We start from the raw sequence: 19,054 nt of genomic DNA on the forward strand, positions 1-19,054 counted from the left end.
GGCTAGGGTCAATGACCCTATCTACGTGTCCACTTACATTAGACCAGGACAGGTCATGGGCCGAGTCGCGGCGATAGGCCCGGTGTGGCTTCCAGGCGCCCGACAGGGACGTCTTCACAGAGAAGACCTATGCATCTAACTGACTGGCAGATTCGAATCGCATAAACGCATACAAAAAGACCCAAGCAACGACTCGCTCGGGTCTTTCTTTAATACACAAAGCCAAGACTACTTAACTTCTTCGATGGTCTTCACATCGTCCTTGTTAACTTGCACTCTCTGGCCGTTTTTATCGTACTCGTAAAAACCAGTGTCCTCGTTATATTCAGGCTTGTCAGAAGTCATAACCTGACTGCCATCGCGCTTTTGGATCACTGAGGGCGTTGAGCATCCAGCCAGAACAGCGATTCCGGTAATGGTCGAAGCGAGCATCAGGGTCTTGAATTTCATAAAGCGGTAACTCCGTCAATCTTGAACGAAGCTTCACTTTAGGCCGTAACCCCGCCCATTCCGTGACCGGATGTGGCCAAAATGCATAAGTCTGTAATGACACCGCCCCTGACACGCGGCGTCATAAAACAGCCTGCAACGCCTCTTACACCTTGGCGTGCGCCTCAATGTAGCGTCGCACCAACTGTGCGTCGCAATCCATGACCTCGACTCGCTGGGGCAAGGACTCCAGATCGGCCAGGGCCGCCGGGGGATCGACCCTTTTTCCCAGAGCTGCTTCGATGGTTTCGGAGAATTTTGCGGGCAAGGCAGTTTCAAGGACCAGCATCGGCACGCCCGGTTCCACATGCTCGCGGGCGACTTTCACGCCGTCGGCCGTATGGGGATCAATCAATACGCCGGTTGCTGCATGCGTGGCGCGAATCACGGACAGGCGATCGTCGTGCGTGCTCGTGCCTGCGACGAAACCATACTGCGATTCGAATGCGGGTTTGAGCGAGGACAGATCGAAATGGCCATCGCGTGCGAGATCGGCCCACAGTGCTTTTACGCGTTGCGGATCGCGGCCCACCAGATCGAACACAAAGCGCTCGAAGTTCGATGCGCGCGAGATGTCCATGGAGGGGCTGGAAGTGGCGTAGGTGTGCTCTGCGCCGCGAGGACGGTAGATGCCCGTGCGGAAGAATTCTTCGAGCACGTTGTTTTCATTGGTGGCCAACACCAGACGGCGTACGGGCAAGCCCATGCTGCGCGCGATATGGCCCGACAGGATGTTGCCGAAATTACCCGAGGGCACGGCGAAGGAGACTTGTTGGCCTCGGCCTGTCGTGGCACGCAACCAGCCGTGGAAGTAGTACACGACCTGTGCAGCGATACGCGCCCAGTTGATGGAGTTCACCGCGCCCAGGCGATATTGGTTCTTGAATTGCAGATCGCCGGCCAGTGCCTTGACGATGTCCTGCGCCTCGTCGAACACACCACGCACAGCGATGTTGTGAATGTTTTCGTCTTGCAGCGAGTACATTTGCGCGCGTTGAAACGCGCTCATGCGGCCATGGGGCGACAGCATGAATACCGATACGCCGCGTTTTCCGCGCAAGGCATATTCTGCAGCCGAGCCGGTATCGCCGGAGGTCGCACCCAGGATATTCAATGTCGCGCCGCGTTGCGTCAGGACGTATTCAAAGACTTGGCCGAGGAACTGCATGGCCATGTCTTTGAATGCCAGCGTGGGGCCTTCGGACAAACCCAGCAGTTGCAGACCGCCATCCAGCGGCCGCAAAGGCACGATGTCTGCGCTGCTGAAGACGCCTTCGCGATACGCGGCACGCGTCAGGCGACGCAGGTCGTCGGCGGGAATATCGGTCGCGAACGTCGATAGCACCTCGAAGGCCAGATCGGCGTAGGACAGGCCGCGCCAGGATTCGAGCGTGTCGGCAGAGATCTGCGGCAGCGTTTCAGGAACGGCCAACCCGCCATCGGGCGCGAGGCCCTCCAGCAGGATATCGGTAAACGCTTGCGGCGCCATGCCGCCACGGGTAGAGATGTATTTCATTGCAAGGTCTCCACGCGCAGACGCGTGACGCTGGAACGTACAAACGGCAGTTGTTCGATACTGTGGATGGCTTTATCGACGTTGCCTTCGGTGGCTTGATGCGTCAGGAAAATGATGTCGGCGCCACCGATGTGCGAGGGTTGCTGGATCATCGAGCCGATGGAGATCTCGAGATCTGCCAGGACACGTGCGATATCGGCCAGCACGCCCGGCTGATCGTCGACACGTAAACGCAGGTAATACGAGGTGCTGATCTGATCGATAGGCAGAATGGCCAGATCGGACAGCGCGTCGGGTTGGAATGCCAGGTGCGGAACGCGGTTGCCCGGATCGGCGGTATGCAGACGCGTCACGTCAACGAGATCGGCGACCACCGCAGAGGCGGTGGGCTCCTCACCCGCGCCCTGGCCGTAGTACAGCGTCGGGCCGACGGCGTCGCCACGGACCAGCACGGCGTTCATCGCACCCTCGACATTGGCCAGCAGGCGCTCGGCGGGCACCAATGCCGGATGCACGCGCAGCTCGATGCCATCGGCACGGCGCTTGGTGATGCCCAGCAGCTTGATGCGATAACCCAGGCGCTCGGCGTGGGCGATGTCTTCTTGGGCGAGCTGCGAGATGCCTTCAATGTGTGCTTTGTCGAATTGCACCGGTACGCCAAACGCCAGCGAGGCCAACAAAGTGAGTTTGTGGGCCGCATCGACGCCCTCGACGTCGAAGGTCGGATCGGCCTCGGCATAGCCCAGGCGTTGCGCTTCGGCCAGCACATCGGCAAAAGGCAGGCCACGCGAGCGCATTTCGGACAGGATGAAATTCGTGGTGCCGTTGATGATGCCCGCCACCCATTCGATGCGATTGGCCGTCAGCCCTTCGCGAATGGCCTTGATGATGGGGATACCACCGGCGACAGCGGCCTCGAACGCCACCATCACGCCTTGGGCGGATGCAGCGGCAAAAATCTCGTTGCCATGCTTGGCCAGCAAGGCCTTGTTGGCGGTAACGACATGCTTGCCGTTTGCGATGGCTTCGAGCACCAGTTCGCGCGCGAGTGTGTCGCCGCCGATGAGCTCGACCACGATGTCGACATTGGGGTCTCGCACCAAGGCCTGCACGTCGGTATCCACCGGGATGGCCTCGCCGATACGGCCGCGCGCCTTGGCCACGTCACGTACGGCAATACGGCTGATCTCGATGCGGCGTCCGGCGCGGCGGGCGATTTCTTCGGCGTTGCGGGTAAGCACGCTCCAGGTGCCACCGCCCACGACACCTAAGCCCAACAGGCCAATCTTGATGGGTTTCAGGTCGGCGCCCGGATGAACTGCCCCGGAGGCGGGCTGGGTACTTGCAGCGTTTGTCATTTCCAATTTCCAGAATGCGGTGGCTGGTCTGTGATGCCGGGATCGGCAACAACCAGGTTCATTTCAACAAGCCGTCCTTGCGGAACATTTCTTTGATACCACGCACAGCCTGACGCGTGCGTTGTTCGTTTTCAATCAGGGCAAAGCGCACATACTCATCGCCATATTCGCCAAAACCGATGCCCGGCGATACGGCGACCTTGGCGTCAGACAGCACGCGCTTGGAGAATTCCAGGGAACCCATGGCCCGGTATGGCTCGGGGATCTGCGCCCAGATGTACATGGATGCCTTGGGAATCTCTACGTTCCAGCCGGCCTCGTGCAGGCCGCGCGCCAACACGTCGCGGCGATTGCGGTATTGCTCGACGACCTCGGTGACACAGTCCTGCGGGCCGTCCAGGGCGGCAATAGAGGCCACCTGAATCGGCGTGAACGTGCCGTAGTCGTGATAGCTCTTGATCCGAGCCAGCGCGTTGACCAAGTCACGATTGCCCACCATGTAGCCGATGCGCCAGCCCGCCATGTTGTAGCTTTTGCTCATGGTAAAGAACTCGACCGCGACATCGCGCGCGCCCGGGACCTGCATGATGGACGGCGCGACATAGCCATCAAAGCAGATATCCGCATAGGCCAGGTCGTGCACGACCAGGATGTCGTGCTCCTTGGCCAGCGCCACCACGCGTTCGAAAAACGACAGGTCGACACATTGCGCGGTCGGATTGCTGGGAAACCCGAGAATCATCATCTTGGGCTTTGGAATCGACTCGCGAACCGCGCGCTGGAGTTCTTCGAAGAAATCCACGCCTGGCGTCATGCGCACCGAACGGATATTGGCGCCGGCGATTACCGCGCCATAAATATGGATGGGATAACTGGGATTGGGCACCAGAACGGTATCGCCGCGGTCCAGCGTCGCCAGCATCAGGTGCGCCAGGCCTTCTTTCGAGCCGATGGTGACGATGGCCTCGCTATCCGGGTCGAATTCGACGTCATAGCGGCGCTGATACCAGTCACAGATGGCTTTGCGCAGACGCGGAATGCCCTTGGACACAGAATACCCATGGGTGGTGGGCCGCAGTGTGGCCTCGACCATTTTGTCGACGATGTGTTTGGGCGTGGCGCCATCAGGATTGCCCATGGACATATCGATGATGTCCTCGCCCCGCCGACGGGCGGCCATCTTGAGCTCGCCAGTAATGTTGAACACATACGGGGGCAGACGCTCGATGCGGGAGAACTTCCTCATGGAAACCATTCCTTGATAGGGGGCGGGATGACGCGGATTTGCAGCGCAGCAAAACTTAGTAATCTAGCGCATGCAGGCCCCGTCGGCAAATTGACACGTTCTGTCCCTCTACTCGTAGATACCCGGCAACAAATGGACATGCTGATGCGCTATTATCGGAAGCATCAAGTTGGAGTTTTTATTGAAGCTGCACACCGACCCTGCATCGGCCCTGAATACCGTCACCGCCTACGGTGATGGGTACATTGAAGTCAACCAGGTACGATTTTCCCACGCCGTCGCCTTCGGCCCCGAGGGCACGGTCTCTGAATGGCCTGTTCAGGCCGCTGCGGACATCACCGCGCCCCTTTTGCAACAGGCTGCCGGACTCTCCGAGGCCAAGCGCGACCCGCTGGCCTTTCTGGACGAGCCGGAAACCGGCACGCTCGCCAAGGGCATCGGACCCGAGGTCCTGCTCGTCGGGACAGGAGGCCGGCAACGCATGCTGGGCCAAGACGTCCTGCGCCCGCTATTGGCGGCCGGCATTGGTGTCGAAGTCATGGACACCCAGGCGGCCGCACGCACATACAACATCCTGATGGCAGAGGGCCGACGCGTGGTCGTCGCCCTGCTGCCAACCCAAGGAGATCTCCCCACATGACCACGCTCATCGGCAAATCTGCCCCTCTTTTTACCGCTGAAAGCACCATCGGCCCGATCAGCCTGGAACAATGCCAGGGCCGCGCCGTCGTGCTGTATTTCTACCCCAAGGACAACACCCCGGGCTGCACGACCGAGAGCCAGAATTTCCGCGACCTGCATGCCGAATTCCTCGACGCCAGTACCGTCGTGATCGGCGTCTCGCGCGACTCGCTGAAATCGCACCAGAATTTCCAGGGAAAGTACGAACTGCCCTTTCCTCTCATCGCGGACACCGATGAGACCGTCTGCAACCTATACGGTGTCATCAAGCAGAAGAACATGTACGGTAAACAAGTACGTGGTATCGAACGCAGTACGTTTTTGATCGACGCTTACGGGCGGCTGGTCCAGGAATGGCGCGGGGTCAAGGTGCCCAACCACGCCAACGAAGTCCTGCAAGCTGCCCGCAGTATTGGTTAAGTCTGTCTGAGCATCATCGTCAGGCGCTAGAGCCGGCCCACCAGGAGAACCCCCTATATGCCGCTACCCAAGTTGCCCTCCCGACCCGCAGCTATCCTGACATTCCCCTCGGGCGAAACCGCCCGACCCAAAGCCCGCCCCAGCAAAGCTGCGGGAACGGCACCCTCGGCACGCCCCGAGGCGGTCAACACCCTCCCCGTACAACCCGAATTAGACGGCCTCAAATCGCAGGCCAGCGCACCGGCGACGGTGCCCAGTATTGCCCCTGCGCCTGTGGCGGCCAAAACGCGCGCTCCCCGTGCTGCCAAGCCCACTGCCCCGGCCCGCAAGCCCAAGGCACGAGCCCAGTCCGAGGGGCGCAAGCTGTTCGTGCTGGACACCAACGTCCTGCTGCACGACCCGAGCTCGCTGTTCCGTTTCGAGGAACACGACATTTTCCTGCCCATGATGACGCTCGAAGAGCTCGATCATCAAAAGAAAGGCATGTCCGAGGTCGCGCGTAACGCGCGTCAAGTCAGCCGTTCGCTGGACGCGCTGGTCAATGATGCCGAGCAACTGGACGAAGGACTGGAGCTCAGCGCGCTGGGCAACAAGGACGCCACCGGCCGGTTGATGTTCCAGACCACGGCGATCCACAGCACCCTGCCCTCGGACCTGCCGATGGGCAAGGCAGACAACCAGATCCTGGGCGTCGTGCGCGCACTGCAGGAAAAATTCCCGCAACGCGAGGTGGTGCTGGTGTCCAAGGACATCAACATGCGCCTGAAGGCCCGTGCCCTGGGCATGGCCGCCGAGGACTACTACAACGACCACGTCCTCGAAGACTCGGATCTGATGTACTCGGGCGTGATGCAATTGCCCGAGGATTTCTGGAATCGCCATGGCAAGGACGTCGAGTCCTGGCAACAAGGCGGCACCACGTTTTACCGTATCCATGGCCCGCTGTGTTCGCAGTTCATGGTCAACCAGTTCGTGTATTTCGAAGGCCAGATGCCGCTGTATGCGCAAGTGCGCGAGGTCAGCGGCAAGACCGCGGTCCTGGCCACCCTGCGCGACTATACCCACGGCAAAAACAACGTCTGGGGCATCACCGCACGCAATCGCGAACAGAATTTCGCCATGAACCTGCTCATGAATCCCGACTGTGACTTTGTGTCGCTGCTGGGTCAGGCAGGCACCGGTAAAACGCTGTTGGCGCTGGCCGCCGGGATCACCCAGGTCCTGGAAACCAAGCGTTATACCGAAATCATCATGACCCGCGTGACGGTTCCGGTCGGCGAGGACATCGGCTTTTTGCCAGGTACCGAGGAAGAAAAAATGCTGCCCTGGATGGGCGCATTGGAAGACAACCTCGACGTGCTCAACATGAACGACAGCGAGGGCGGCGCCGACTGGGGCCGTGCCGCGACGATGGATCTGATCCGTTCGCGGATCAAGGTCAAATCGCTGAATTTCATGCGCGGCCGCACGTTCCTGAACAAATATCTGATCATCGACGAGGCCCAGAACCTGACGCCCAAACAGATGAAGACCCTGGTCACCCGGGCCGGCCCCGGCACCAAGGTCGTCTGCCTGGGTAACGTGGCGCAGATCGATACGCCCTATCTGACCGAAGGCAGCTCGGGCCTGACGTTTGTGGTGGACCGGTTCAAGGGTTGGCCGCACGCGGGGCACGTCACGCTGCAACGTGGCGAGCGTTCGCGTCTGGCGGATTACGCGGGCGACGTGCTGTAACGATCAGGGCGTCTGGCGCGCATCGTGAAACAGCCCCCTCTACGTCGGAGGGGGCTGTTCCATTTCATGCCTGTCACACGCGCTGCCAAGCAGGCGTACTATGCACGGAGTGGGCTGCGGATGCCTGCTAGCATCACCTTCAAATTATCGTCTGCCTATCATGTCTGAATTGCTTCCTGTCGGCATTACCATGGGCGATGCCGCCGGCATCGGCCCGGAAATCATTGTGAAAGCCTGCGCACAAGGTTTACGCGCACCGGTGGTCGTCTACGGCGACGCAGGGACGTTGCGCCATGCGGCCGGCCTGCTCGGCGCCAGGATGGAAGTCGTGGACATTGCAAACGCCAGCCTGGCCAGCGGGACGCCGGGACGTATCGAAGTCATTCCCTGTAGCGCTCCCCTGCCGGCGGACTTACCCATCGGAAAAACCAGCGCGGCCGCTGGGCAGGCCGCCTACGACTATCTGTGCGCGGCCATCGATGATGCGCAGGCAGGCCTGATCCGTGCCATCGTCACCGCGCCATTGAGCAAGCATTCCATGCATCTGGCAGGAATTGACCAGCCTGGTCATACAGAAATATTGGCGGAGCGATCAAACACCACCGATTTCGCCATGATGCTGGCCAATGATGAGCTGCGGGTGCTACTCGTGACCATCCATATGGCGTTGGCGGACGTCCCAAAAGCCGTCACACCGCAAGCGGAGATTCGCGCCATTCGCCTGGCCGATCTGGCTTGCCGGCAAATGGGCATTGCGCGCCCCCGCATCGCGGTCGCCGGGTTGAATCCTCATGCAGGTGAAGACGGGAAATTCGGTCGCGAGGACCTGGATGTGATCGCGCCGGCGATCAGCCAAGCCCGTGCCGAAGGATTGGAGGTTTCCGGTCCGTGGCCCGGCGACACGATATTCATGCGTGCGCGGCGTGGCGAATTTGATATTGTCGTCGCGCAATATCATGACCAGGGATTGATTCCGGTGAAGTATCTGGGCGTGGATCAGGGCGTCAATGTAACGGTGGGATTGCCTTTCGTACGCACCAGCGTCGACCACGGCACGGCCTTTGATATTGCCGGCAAAGGCATCGCGGATCATGCCTCCCTCGTCGCGGCGTTTGACCTGGCGTTAGCCATGACGCCGTAGCTGTTGCCTGCTCACTCGGCCTACTTACTTTTCCTGATCTCGGATGCCAATCGGGTACGCGCCAATCTGCCCGCTGCGGCGCGATTCGATCCCTGCCAGTATTCCGCGTCGACGTTCTGTATGCGAGTCGCTGTGCTGAGCATGTGATGAAAGGCCGCGGTCCTGGCCGCCTCGATATCGCGCCGCTCGATGGCGGCACGTATTGCCTCGTGTTCGTTACGCACCTGATTAGCCAATTGTTCCTGGCGCGCTTCGTTGCCACGCGTCACGCGAATAGCGTCTTTCAGCGCGCGGGTCAGCATCCCCAACAGTTCCGGATAATGCGGGTTGCCGGTCGCTTGCGCGATCGCAATATGAAACGCCAGATCCTCTTCCACCCCATCGCCGTTTTTGGCGACAGCGTGATCGATTTCCGCCAATGCCTGATTGATGCGCGCCATGTCCTGCGCCGTGCGCCGCTCGGCGGCTAATGCAGCCATTTCTGCCTCCAGACCGCGACGCAGCTCGATGATGCGCAGCACCCCACGAGCGGGATCTTCGTCCGGCGTACCCAGCCGAAACACATCGCTGGACGCTGGATCCAGCACGACCGTGCCGCTGCCCTGACGCGTGTCCACCAAGCCCGCGGACTTCAGGCGCGAGATCGCCTCCCGGATCACGGTGCGGCTCACGCCATACTGCTCCATCATGAATTTTTCCGTAGGCAGCCGAGCATTGACGGGATACGCGCCACGCCGGATTTCCTGCGCCAGCATATCCGTCAGTTGATCGGATAGCGTTCTTTCATGAGTCGGTTTTTTTTCTGGCATGGCTGGGGTAACGGATTCCCTCTTGACAAATTTGTCGTACAAATTGATAGTACCAAAAAATAGACGAAGGAGGCATTGCAGGCAATGGCAGTCACTACGATCAAACCCAAGGCATATCTGTGCCGCCGTTTTCCTAAAGCGGTCGAAGCCGCTTTGCATGAGCGCTATCAGTTGCACGTCAATGCGGACGACAGCATTCTGCAGCCCGAGCAGATCGCGCAATCGGCACAAGGCGCCGAGATCCTGTTTGCCAGCGCCACCGAGCAAATCAACGCCGAGGTGCTGCGCCAGCTGGCCCCTACCCTACGCTACGTCGCCACGCTGTCCGTCGGGTACAACCACATCGACATGGCCACGGCGCAGGCACTGGGAATTGGCGTCTTGCATACGCCCGACGTGTTGAGCGACGCTTGCGCAGAGATCGCCATGATGTTGATGCTCAATGCCTGCCGCCGCGGATATGAAGCAGACCGCATGGTCCGTACCGACAGCTGGCCCGGATGGAGCCCCACCCAACTATTAGGCCTGGGTTTGAAAGGCAGGCGAGTGCTGATTTTCGGCATGGGCCGCATCGGCAGGGAAATCGCCACCCGGGCGCGCGCCTTTGGCATGGAAATCCACTACCACAATCGCCGCCCGCTAGCCGACGATCTGGCACAGGGCGCGATCTACCATGCGGACTTCGATGACGGGCTGCGCAATGCCGACGTATTGATCGTTGCCGCACCGGGCTCGCCTGAACTGAAAGGCGTCATCAATGCCGAGCGCCTCGCACAACTGCCCCAAAACGCCGTCGTGATCAACATTTCACGCGGCGAACTGGTGGACGACGACGCCCTGATCCAGGCCTTGTCCTCAGGCAAGCTTTTTGCTGCAGGTCTGGACGTCTTCGCCAACGAACCGAATATCGATCCGCGATACCGTGAATTGGACAACGTGTTTCTGTCCCCGCATATCGGCAGCGCCACTCACGAAACCCGTGACGCCATGGGATGGCTGCTGATCAATGGCTTGGATGCCCTGTACCAAGGCACGATCCCCGACAACTTGCTCAGCCCACGCTGAGATACCCTTTTTTCATGAGGTTTTCCGATGAATTTGCAACGACCCTCTCTATTTCGCCAACAATGCTACGTCGGAGGAAAATGGATCGACGCCTCCGGCGGCAAGACCATTGACGTTACCAACCCCGCCGATGGATCCGTCCTCGGCACCGTCCCCTCGCTGACGCAGCAAGACGTACGCCAAGCAGTCGAGGCGGCAAACAAGGCACTGCCCGCGTGGCGATCCATGGCTGCCAAGCAACGTTCACAGCTGATCCGCCGCTGGTTCGACCTGTGCATGGCGAACCAGGAAGACCTGGCCAAGCTGCTGACCCTGGAACAAGGCAAACCGCTGAAAGAATCGCGTGGCGAGATTGCCTATGGTTCGTCGTTCCTGGAATGGTTCGCAGAAGAAGCCAAGCGCATTTATGGCGACATCATTCCTGCCGCCTCATCCGATCGCCGTATCGTCGTGATCAAACAGCCTGTCGGGGTCGTCGCTGCCATTACGCCGTGGAACTTCCCCAATGCGATGATCACGCGCAAAGCCGGTGCGGCGCTGGCCGCCGGTTGCACTATCGTCATCAAACCAGCCACGGCAACGCCCTATTCCGCCTTGGCCCTGGCCGAATTGGCAGAAGAAGCAGGCATTCCCGCAGGCGTGCTGAACGTCGTGACGGGCAACTCGGGCACCGTCGGTGGTGAACTCACCGGCAACCCATTGGTGCGCAAACTATCCTTTACCGGATCGACCAGCGTCGGAAAACTGCTGATGGAGCAATGCGCCGGCACCGTCAAAAAGGTCTCGATGGAACTGGGCGGCAATGCGCCATTCATCGTGTTCGATGACGCCGATCTGGACTTGGCCGTGGCCGGCGCCATGGCCTCCAAATTCCGTAACGCTGGCCAGACCTGCGTCTGCGCCAACCGTATTTTCGTGCAGGACGGCATTTACGATGCCTTCGCCGAACGCCTGAAACAGGCCGTGCTGGCGCTGAAAGTCGGTGACGGCCTGCAAGACAACATCGACCTGGGCCCGCTGATCGATCAGGCCGCTATCGAAAAGGTGCAAGAACACGTGGACGACGCCATCGCGGGCGGCGCCACCGCAATGACCGGCGGCCGCGCTCATGCGTTGGGCGGCCTGTTTTATGAGCCATCGATTCTGTTGAACGTCTCGCGAGATGCCAAGCTCATGCAGGAAGAAACCTTTGGTCCGGTTGCGCCGCTCATCCGATTCAGCACGGAACAAGAAGTCATCGACCTCGCCAACGACACGCCGTTTGGTTTGGCCTCTTATTTCTATACGTCGGACTATAGCCGCGCATGGCGCGTCTCCGAGGCCCTCGAAACCGGCATCGTGGGTTTGAACGAAGGCATCATCTCGACCGAGCTGGCCCCGTTTGGCGGCATCAAGGAATCCGGCGTCGGGCGCGAAGGCTCCAAATACGGCGTCGATGATTATGTCGAAATCAAATACATCTGCGCGGGCGGCCTGGGCAAGGCCTGAGCACTGCTCCGACACCTGAGCAAAACTCGACTCACCCTGCGGATACCACCCGCATACCACTCAAACCCGACGAGGTACGCAGCCTGATGGCTGCGCCTCGTTCCTCCCCGGCATCCAAGCCGGAGGTTCCCGGAGCAATGAATGACATCCACTAAACCGCATATCGGCCTGATAGGCGCCGGCCTGATGGGATCGGGCATCGCCGCCAGCCTGCTGCGCAACGGTTTCCCGCTGACGATCCTCGACCATCCGGGCAATCAGCCGCTGGACAAACTGCTCGCGGCCGGCGCCAAGACACTCCCGAAGGCGTCAGCACTGGCCGCCGAGGCCGATATCCTGATCATTTGCGTGACGGGCTCGCCCCAGGTAGAGGCCGTGTTGTTTGACGCAGACGGCGCGCTAAAGGGCCTGCGTCCGGGCAGCACGGTGATCGATTGCTCGACTGCGATCCCGTCTTCCACACGCAAAATCGCGCAAGCGGTCCAGGAGGCGGGCTGCGCCTTCCTGGATGCCCCGATGACGCGCACGCCCAAGGAAGCAGCAGAGGGCCGGCTGAACTTGATCGTAGGCGGCGATAAAAACGTCTTTGAAAAATGCCTGCCCGTGCTGCAGAGCTACGCCGAAAACATCGCCTACGCGGGCGGCGTGGGCAGCGGCCATCAGATGAAATTGCTGCACAACTACGTGTCGCTCGGCTTCTCCGCCGTCTTGGCCGAGGCCGCCGCGTGCGCGCGTCAGGCTGGAACCGATCCGAAAGTGTTCTGCGACATCCTGGCCGCTGGCGGCGGTGGCGGCGTGGTGCTCAATCGACTGCGCCCGTACATCGAGTCGGAAGACTCATCGGGTTTCGTGTTCTCTATTTCCAACGCGCTGAAGGACATGGGCTACTACTGCACCATGGCTGAAGAACAGGATTCGCATAATGCCCTGGCCAGCGGTGTGAAGCAGCTGTACGAGCAGGCCGCGGAGACGGGCCTGAGCCAATCCCCCGTGCCGACGCTCGTCAGCTATCTGGCGACCTCGCCGGCAGGCACGGCGAAATAGTCGCGACGTTCAACCGCAGTACCCGACAGGTCTGATTGACGTACCCCTGGCTCAAGGCACTATCAAGCCTCCAGCCAGGGATACCTCGATCATGCCGTCAACAATCAAAACGACATCAACGAGGAGACAATATGAAAATTACCCGCATTACTGCCATCCCCATTTCCTATCGCTTGCCAGAAGGCAAAACGGTGACGATGGGCGTAGGCAGCACCTTGAAACGCGACGCCATCATCGTGCGCGTCGAAACGTCCGAAGGCATCACGGGATACGGCGAATCGCATCCGGGACGCAGCCCCAGCGCGATCGTCAGCCACATCCACAACACCTTGTCGCCCTTGCTGGTCGGCATGCCGGCCACCGACGTCGTCGGTGCATGGCAACGCATACACCGCATGCAGTTCTCGAGCCACGGCCTGGGTGCAGGCGCGGCACTGGCACTGTCCGGTATCGACATGGCCCTGTGGGACATTCGCGGCAAGGCGGCCAACATGCCTCTGTACGAACTGCTCGGCGGCTCGCGTAAACGCTTGCCCGCGTATGCCGGCGGGATCGCATTGGGCTATCAAGCCCCGGAAACGCTGGCAGAAGAAGCGCTGTCATACATCGAACAGGGCTATCGTGCGGTCAAACTGCGCATCGGCGATACCGTGAAAGACGACATAGCCCGTTGTGTGCACGTCAGGAAAATGGTTGGAGACGAGATCGATATCCTGACCGACGCGAACACCGCCTACACCATTGCCCAGGCGCGCCGCGTATTACCGGCCTTGGCCGACATTCAAGCAGGCTGGCTGGAAGAACCCTTTGCCTGCAACGATTTTGCGTCTTATCGCGAAGCCGCCAAGATCACGCCGCTGGTCCCGTTGGCAGCAGGAGAAAACCATTTCATGCGGTTCGAGTTCGCCCAGATGCTGGAGGCAGGTGCGGTACAAGTGTGGCAACCGGACCTGTCCAAGACGGGCGGTATTACCGAATCGGTGCGGATCGCCGCGATGGCATCGGCCTTCCGTATCCCCATCAACGCGCATAGTTCGGCAACAGGGTTGAACCATGCCGCGACCTTGCACTTTCTCGCGGCGACCGAAAACGCGGGATATTTCGAGGCCTGCGTCTCTCACTTCAATCCGTTCCGGGACATGTTCGGGCCAACGTTCACCATCGGCAAAGACGGCTGCGTCGAGCCGCCTACGGGTCCGGGCCTGGGCGTAGAAGTCGATGAATCCCTGTTCGACAAGTTCCCCATGGTTGATGGCCCCGGCTACGTAGTGAAGTTCTGAATCAGCAACACCGGACGGGCATATCGCCCGTCCATTGCAGCACCAAGACACAGCCATGCCAGTCCGCACGACTGACTGTGCTGAATGACGATCGATCCACAACAACATCAACGGAGACAGATCGCCGAAGCGCTGCATAGCAGTTAGATGCGAAGGCAAATACAGGCTGGATCTGACGCTGCACCCCTTATCCCGCCCTGCCTTCCTCACACCGCTATGCCAGTCCCAAAGGCGGTCAGATAACACATCATGACGATTGGAAAACTGAGTGTAGTGCTGGGCAGCCTGAGCCTGGTTATCGCCGCGGCTGCCGCGCCGGCGGCCAAAGCCGCATCCCCTTATCCCAACCAACCCGTACGCATTGTCGTCCCCTATACGCCAGGTGGATTCAACGACACGCTTGCCCGGACTGCGAGCGAGTATCTGACCAAGACCTGGAAACAGTCTGTCATCGTCGAAAATAAACCCGGCGGAAACACCTTGATTGGCAATACGTTCGTCGCGGAATCCAAACCCGATGGCTATACGCTATTGATCACGCCGTTGCCGTTCTCGGCCCTGCCCGGACTGTATCGAGACAAGATGAAGTACAACGCGCTCAAGGATTTTGAACCCATCATCTGGGCGGGCAGCACACAGAACATCCTGACGGTACGCGCCGACTCCCCCTTCAAAGACGTCAAATCGCTCATCGCATACGCCAAGGCCAATCCCGGCAAACTCAATTATGGATCGACCGGCTCAGGTTCATCGAACCATCTCTCCATGGAGCTCTTTCTGGAACTGACCGGCACCAAGATGTCGCACATTCCGTATAAAGGCAGCGCACCAGCCGTGACGGCATTACTGGCCGGAGACATCGACGTATTATTTGATAACCTGCCGAACGTTTATCCCAACATCACGGCAGGCAAATTGACCGCGCTGGCGGCGACCGGTGCCAAGCGCCCAGCATTGCTGCCCAACATTCCCACGGTTGTCGAAGCAGGCGTTCCTGGGTATGAAGTCAATGTCTGGTTCGGCATGCAGGCACCGGCCGGCACCCCCACCGACATCGTGCAGAAAATCAACGCCGACATGGTGAAGATGTTGCATGAAAAAGATGTCGTCGACCGATTCGGCAAGCAAGGCGTTGAAATTGTCGCGAGCACGCCCGCGGAATTCAAGACACTGGTCAACGACGAGGTCAAGAAATGGACCGGTGTCATTGATCGCGCGGGAATCAAAATCGAATAATCCGCCCAGACATTCACCCTACAAATAGCTGAATATCGCACCAGACGTGGCGGTCTACAATAACCGCCTTTGACCGCCACGTCGGCGATCGTTTCGCAGCTACTCCCATGTCCCGCTACACCCGATTCCTGCCCGACCGTTTTACCCTTCTTCTTGTTACCACTGTCATTCTCGCCAGCCTGTTTCCCGCCCATGGGCAGGGTTTGGTTGCCTTTGACTGGATCACCAATCTAGGCATTGCACTGCTGTTTTTCCTGCATGGCGCGCGTCTGTCACGCGAAGCCATCATTGCCGGCGTCATGCATTGGCGCCTGCATCTGACCGTATTCTCGGCGACGTTCATCATGTTCCCCATCCTGGGGGTGGCGCTCAAACCGCTGCTGCAGCCATTAGTCACGCCAGAGCTCTACACCGGCATCCTGTTCCTGTGCTGCTTGCCGGCGACGGTACAGTCCGCGATCGCGTTCACGTCCATGGCGCGGGGCAATGTACCCGCAGCCGTCTGCAGCGCATCGGCATCGAGCCTGCTGGGTATTTTCTTGACGCCGCTATTGGCGGGCACGGTAGTGGTGGCCAGCGCCAGCGCGCCGATTTCTTTTGATGCCGTGGGCCAGATCATGCTGCAGCTATTGCTGCCGTTCATCCTGGGTCAAATCATGCGCCGCTGGATCGGTGCATGGGTCTACAAACGCAAGGCAGTACTGAAGTTCGTGGACCAAGGGTCGATTTTGCTGGTGGTATATACGGCCTTTTCAGAAGCGGTCAACGAAGGACTCTGGCATAACACGCCCGTGCCTGCCTTGGTGGGCCTGGTGTTTTCCTGCGCCGTATTGCTGGCCTTGGCGCTGCTGGGATGTGTGATTCTGGGCAAAATCTTCAAATTCAATATCGAAGACCGCATCACGCTGTTGTTCGGTGGCTCAAAGAAAAGCCTGGCTAGCGGAATTCCCATGGCGCAAGTGATTTTTGCAGGGCAAGCCGTAGGAGCTATTGTGCTGCCGTTGATGTTATTTCATCAGATTCAACTGATGGTTTGCGCGATGTTGGCCTCCAGGTTTGCCAAGCGGCCGCATTGATGGGCTTGCAACCAAGCAGATCTTCCACTCAGGCACCACGCCACCCCTTCCGCATGCCCGGACAGATCGCTTGAGGTGCGCGCGCAGGGCGCGCGCCGAAAGCAGCCCCGCAAGATTTTCTTCTTTGCCAACGCGGCTGCAAAAAAACGCCAAGCAAGAAAGCCATGCCAGCGATGCAGAGAATTCTAATTGCTGCTAGTCGAGCCGAGGCAATCGGCCCGGCCGGGCGCCTCAAAGTCGAGTGGAGCGGAAGTCGAAGGAAGCGCGAACGCGCGGACGAGACGAGCGAACACGGTGTCCGGCGCCCGCGCGCCGGACCGACTTTGTGAAGCCCGGCCGGGCCGATTGCCTCGGCTCGACGACCAACAGAACCCCTACTCCGCAGCCATCAACTTCCGCCACCCCTCCCAGCCCAGCCTCCTCAACGTAGCAATATTCTTCTCATAAATCTCCGCCGCATCCTCAAACGCCTCCACAGCACGATCTATGCTGTCTTCCCGCAAGATATGCAAAACCGGATAAGGCGACCGATTAGTACAGTTCTCAACATCATCCAGCTCAGTCTCCGCAAACTGAAAATCCGGATGAAACGTCGCCACCTGCAGATCACCCACCAACCGCATACGCTTGAGCAGCCGATCCGAATAATCCTCAAAATCGTTGAACTCATAAAAATCGTTCAACGCATCCGGCACGATCAACAACGTCGTGTCAGTCTGCTCCGGATCAGTCTCAGACAACAACAGCAGTTCGTTTTCCAAGTCAGTCAGCACGCCCTCCGCATCAGTAGCGTCACTGACCGCATAGCGAACTTGGTTTTTCACCTGCACAGCTTTGGCAAAGGGACACAGGTTCAGGCCGATCACAGCCCGTTCCACCCAGAGACGAGTCTCGTCGATGATGCGCTGATAAGCGCCGTCGATATGAATCATAAGAATGTACTCAACTGCCAGACATCAAACCGGCAACGCTGCCATGATTTGCGCCACCGACGCCGTCAGGCGTTTACCGTATGGCACATGTAGAAACTCGTTTGGGCCGTGTGCATTGGAACGCGGTCCCAACACCCCACAGACCATGAACTGCGCCTTGGGGAATCCCTCTTGCAACAGACTCATCAGCGGAATCGTGCCACCCTGCCCGATGTAACCGCAAGGCGCCTCGTAATACTGGCGCGATGCCGCGTCCAATGCCTGGGTGAGCCAGGCCTCTGACTCAGGGGCATTCCAGCCCGTAGCACCATGCTGCGCGTCGAAAATGACCTTCGCGTTATAGGGCGAGTCCGCCTCAAGCAACTGCTTGATTTCATCCGACGCCGCAACTGCATCCACCAGCGGCGGCAACCGCAGCGACAGTTTGAACGACGTGCGCGGACGCAATACGTTCCCGGCGCTCATCAGCGGCGGCAGCCCCTCCGCACCGGTCACAGACAACGTCGGACGCCAGGTGCGGTTCAGCAAGGCTTCTTCGGGCTCGGTCGTCATCGGCAATACGAAACTGCCGTCGGCGCCACAGCTCCAGGGGAAACGGCGCCAGACTTCGTCGCCCAGGATACGGGCGGTTTCCTTGACCTGCTCACGGCGAGCCGTCGGGATCTCGCAGTGCAGGCTCTGTGGTAACAGACGCCCCGTGCCGCTGTCCTCCAGGCGGTCCAGCAAATGACGCAAGATACGGAAACTCGACGGCACGACACCACTCGAATCGCCGGAGTGCACGCCTTCGTCCAGGACCTGGACCTCCAGCGTGCCGGCCACCATCCCGCGCAACGACGTGGTCATCCACAATTGATCATAGTTGCCGGCCCCGGAATCCAGGCAGACCACCAACGCCACATTCCCCAGGCGATCACGCAGCGCATCGACATAAGGCAGCAAATCGTAGCTGCCCGATTCCTCACAGGTTTCTACGATGCCCACACAGCGAGGACGTGGAATGCCCTGCGCATCGAGCGCCATGATGGCCGTGATCGACGCATAGATCGCATAACCATCATCGGCCCCGCCACGGCCATACAATTTGCCGTCCTCGTATTTAGGCGTCCAGGGGCCCAAATCCGAACGCCAGCCCGAAAACTCAGGCTGTTTGTCCAGGTGGCCATACAACAGTACCGTGTCGCCATTATCAGCACGCGTCGCCGGCGCATCGAAAAAGATCACAGGCGTACGTCCAGGCAAGCGCACGACCTCCAGCTTCAGGCCGGCGACCTTGCGCGACTCGACCCACTGCGCCGCATCGCGTACCACACGCTCAATGTAAGCATTTTTTTCCCAATCCGCGTCAAATGCCGGGCTTTTGGCGGGCACGGCGATGTAGTCGGTCAGGGCCGGGATGATTTCATCGTCCCATTGGCGGTCCACAAACGCCTGCAGGGCGTCGGGGTCTAGGGTAGGCGGCAAAGCGTCGTCGGGAATGCGAGCGTTCATGGCGCAGATCCTGTACGAAAAAGGGTAAATCTGGATTTTATGCCTGTC

The 19,054-nt window shown here is 59.6% G+C and carries 17 protein-coding genes; 10 read left to right on the forward strand and 7 right to left on the reverse strand.

Annotation, left to right across the window (positions count from 1 at the left end):
* Nucleotides 1-228: 228 nt before the first annotated feature.
* From ACYVI2_RS05950 to alaC, 4 genes are all read right to left on the reverse strand, one after another.
* Complete coding sequence (locus ACYVI2_RS05950; RefSeq protein WP_094821814.1) at nucleotides 229-450, reverse strand: YgdI/YgdR family lipoprotein; 222 nt, start codon at nucleotides 448-450, stop codon at nucleotides 229-231.
* Between the two features lie 145 nt (nucleotides 451-595).
* The gene (gene thrC, locus ACYVI2_RS05955) at nucleotides 596-2,005 is read right to left on the reverse strand and encodes a threonine synthase (protein ID WP_415822458.1); all 1,410 of its coding nucleotides are present in this window, start codon (nucleotides 2,003-2,005) and stop codon (nucleotides 596-598) included.
* Nucleotides 2,002-3,306 (reverse strand): homoserine dehydrogenase, encoded by a 1,305-nt coding sequence (locus ACYVI2_RS05960; RefSeq protein WP_415822473.1) that lies wholly within the window; start codon nucleotides 3,304-3,306, stop codon nucleotides 2,002-2,004. Before ACYVI2_RS05960 ends, thrC begins: the two co-directional genes overlap by 4 nt.
* A gap of 115 nt (nucleotides 3,307-3,421) precedes the next feature.
* Entirely contained in the window at nucleotides 3,422-4,609 is a 1,188-nt protein-coding gene (gene alaC, locus ACYVI2_RS05965) for an alanine transaminase (protein WP_415822459.1), read from the reverse strand.
* A 181-nt stretch (nucleotides 4,610-4,790) separates the two neighbouring features.
* On the opposite strand from alaC, the gene ACYVI2_RS05970 reads away from it, so the two are divergent.
* The 4 genes from ACYVI2_RS05970 to pdxA all read left to right on the forward strand — a co-directional run bounded on the left by ACYVI2_RS05970 (nucleotide 4,791) and on the right by pdxA (nucleotide 8,585).
* Complete coding sequence (locus tag ACYVI2_RS05970) at nucleotides 4,791-5,249, forward strand: Mth938-like domain-containing protein (protein WP_415822460.1); 459 nt, start codon at nucleotides 4,791-4,793, stop codon at nucleotides 5,247-5,249.
* Nucleotides 5,246-5,710: a peroxiredoxin gene (locus ACYVI2_RS05975; RefSeq protein WP_415822461.1), complete on the forward strand. Its 465-nt coding sequence runs from the start codon at nucleotides 5,246-5,248 to the stop codon at nucleotides 5,708-5,710. The genes ACYVI2_RS05970 and ACYVI2_RS05975 overlap by 4 nt, the downstream gene beginning before the upstream one ends.
* A 57-nt stretch (nucleotides 5,711-5,767) precedes the next feature.
* Nucleotides 5,768-7,444, forward strand: a complete 1,677-nt coding sequence (locus ACYVI2_RS05980; protein ID WP_415822462.1) for a PhoH family protein — start codon at nucleotides 5,768-5,770, stop codon at nucleotides 7,442-7,444.
* Between the two features lie 160 nt (nucleotides 7,445-7,604).
* On the forward strand, nucleotides 7,605-8,585 hold the full coding sequence (pdxA, locus tag ACYVI2_RS05985) for a 4-hydroxythreonine-4-phosphate dehydrogenase PdxA (protein ID WP_415822463.1): 981 nt from the start codon (nucleotides 7,605-7,607) through the stop codon (nucleotides 8,583-8,585).
* A gap of 20 nt (nucleotides 8,586-8,605) precedes the next feature.
* On the opposite strand, the gene ACYVI2_RS05990 is transcribed toward pdxA, so the two are convergent.
* The gene (locus tag ACYVI2_RS05990) at nucleotides 8,606-9,394 is read right to left on the reverse strand and encodes a FadR/GntR family transcriptional regulator (RefSeq protein ID WP_415822464.1); all 789 of its coding nucleotides are present in this window, start codon (nucleotides 9,392-9,394) and stop codon (nucleotides 8,606-8,608) included.
* A gap of 84 nt (nucleotides 9,395-9,478) precedes the next feature.
* Here ACYVI2_RS05990 and ACYVI2_RS05995 point away from each other — a divergent pair, with 84 nt between their 5' ends.
* The 6 genes from ACYVI2_RS05995 (at nucleotide 9,479) to ACYVI2_RS06020 (ending at nucleotide 16,583) form a co-directional block, all read left to right on the forward strand.
* A complete protein-coding gene (locus ACYVI2_RS05995; RefSeq protein WP_415822465.1) occupies nucleotides 9,479-10,459 on the forward strand; it encodes a 2-hydroxyacid dehydrogenase in 981 nt (326 codons plus the stop codon).
* A 27-nt stretch (nucleotides 10,460-10,486) separates the two neighbouring features.
* Nucleotides 10,487-11,947 carry an NAD-dependent succinate-semialdehyde dehydrogenase gene (locus tag ACYVI2_RS06000; protein WP_415822467.1) on the forward strand — a complete coding sequence of 487 codons (1,461 nt, stop codon included), beginning with the start codon at nucleotides 10,487-10,489 and terminating at the stop codon, nucleotides 11,945-11,947.
* A gap of 141 nt (nucleotides 11,948-12,088) precedes the next feature.
* Nucleotides 12,089-12,991, forward strand: coding sequence for an NAD(P)-dependent oxidoreductase (locus tag ACYVI2_RS06005; protein ID WP_415822468.1), 903 nt, complete (start codon nucleotides 12,089-12,091; stop codon nucleotides 12,989-12,991).
* Nucleotides 12,992-13,122: 131 nt separating this feature from the next.
* Entirely contained in the window at nucleotides 13,123-14,271 is a 1,149-nt protein-coding gene (locus ACYVI2_RS06010) for a mandelate racemase/muconate lactonizing enzyme family protein (protein WP_415822470.1), read from the forward strand.
* A gap of 249 nt (nucleotides 14,272-14,520) precedes the next feature.
* Entirely contained in the window at nucleotides 14,521-15,507 is a 987-nt protein-coding gene (locus tag ACYVI2_RS06015; protein ID WP_415822471.1) for a tripartite tricarboxylate transporter substrate binding protein, read from the forward strand.
* Between the two features lie 107 nt (nucleotides 15,508-15,614).
* Nucleotides 15,615-16,583 carry a bile acid:sodium symporter family protein gene (locus tag ACYVI2_RS06020; protein WP_415822472.1) on the forward strand — a complete coding sequence of 323 codons (969 nt, stop codon included), beginning with the start codon at nucleotides 15,615-15,617 and terminating at the stop codon, nucleotides 16,581-16,583.
* Between the two features lie 374 nt (nucleotides 16,584-16,957).
* Here ACYVI2_RS06020 and ACYVI2_RS06025 read toward each other — a convergent pair whose 3' ends face one another.
* Both ACYVI2_RS06025 and ACYVI2_RS06030 read right to left on the reverse strand, forming a co-directional pair.
* Nucleotides 16,958-17,515: a DUF1415 domain-containing protein gene (locus ACYVI2_RS06025; protein ID WP_415820387.1), complete on the reverse strand. Its 558-nt coding sequence runs from the start codon at nucleotides 17,513-17,515 to the stop codon at nucleotides 16,958-16,960.
* Nucleotides 17,516-17,539: 24 nt separating this feature from the next.
* The gene (locus ACYVI2_RS06030; RefSeq protein ID WP_415820386.1) at nucleotides 17,540-19,006 is read right to left on the reverse strand and encodes a M20 family metallopeptidase; all 1,467 of its coding nucleotides are present in this window, start codon (nucleotides 19,004-19,006) and stop codon (nucleotides 17,540-17,542) included.
* Nucleotides 19,007-19,054: the final 48 nt, after the last annotated feature.

The sequence above is a fragment of the Bordetella tumbae genome, from assembly GCF_054780995.1.

What these genes read in the sequence shown, in the direction of transcription:
- ACYVI2_RS05950 (WP_094821814.1), bottom strand. Translation starts at nt 450, where the DNA reads ATGAAATTCAAGACCCTGATGCTCGCTTCGACCATTACCGGAATCGCT.
- thrC (WP_415822458.1), bottom strand. Translation starts at nt 2,005, where the DNA reads ATGAAATACATCTCTACCCGTGGCGGCATGGCGCCGCAAGCGTTTACC.
- alaC (WP_415822459.1), bottom strand. Translation starts at nt 4,609, where the DNA reads ATGAGGAAGTTCTCCCGCATCGAGCGTCTGCCCCCGTATGTGTTCAAC.
- ACYVI2_RS05975 (WP_415822461.1), top strand. Translation starts at nt 5,246, where the DNA reads ATGACCACGCTCATCGGCAAATCTGCCCCTCTTTTTACCGCTGAAAGC.
- ACYVI2_RS05980 (WP_415822462.1), top strand. Translation starts at nt 5,768, where the DNA reads ATGCCGCTACCCAAGTTGCCCTCCCGACCCGCAGCTATCCTGACATTC.
- pdxA (WP_415822463.1), top strand. Translation starts at nt 7,605, where the DNA reads ATGTCTGAATTGCTTCCTGTCGGCATTACCATGGGCGATGCCGCCGGC.
- ACYVI2_RS05990 (WP_415822464.1), bottom strand. Translation starts at nt 9,394, where the DNA reads ATGCCAGAAAAAAAACCGACTCATGAAAGAACGCTATCCGATCAACTG.
- ACYVI2_RS05995 (WP_415822465.1), top strand. Translation starts at nt 9,479, where the DNA reads ATGGCAGTCACTACGATCAAACCCAAGGCATATCTGTGCCGCCGTTTT.
- ACYVI2_RS06000 (WP_415822467.1), top strand. Translation starts at nt 10,487, where the DNA reads ATGAATTTGCAACGACCCTCTCTATTTCGCCAACAATGCTACGTCGGA.
- ACYVI2_RS06005 (WP_415822468.1), top strand. Translation starts at nt 12,089, where the DNA reads ATGACATCCACTAAACCGCATATCGGCCTGATAGGCGCCGGCCTGATG.
- ACYVI2_RS06010 (WP_415822470.1), top strand. Translation starts at nt 13,123, where the DNA reads ATGAAAATTACCCGCATTACTGCCATCCCCATTTCCTATCGCTTGCCA.
- ACYVI2_RS06015 (WP_415822471.1), top strand. Translation starts at nt 14,521, where the DNA reads ATGACGATTGGAAAACTGAGTGTAGTGCTGGGCAGCCTGAGCCTGGTT.
- ACYVI2_RS06020 (WP_415822472.1), top strand. Translation starts at nt 15,615, where the DNA reads ATGTCCCGCTACACCCGATTCCTGCCCGACCGTTTTACCCTTCTTCTT.
- ACYVI2_RS06025 (WP_415820387.1), bottom strand. Translation starts at nt 17,515, where the DNA reads ATGATTCATATCGACGGCGCTTATCAGCGCATCATCGACGAGACTCGT.
- ACYVI2_RS06030 (WP_415820386.1), bottom strand. Translation starts at nt 19,006, where the DNA reads ATGAACGCTCGCATTCCCGACGACGCTTTGCCGCCTACCCTAGACCCC.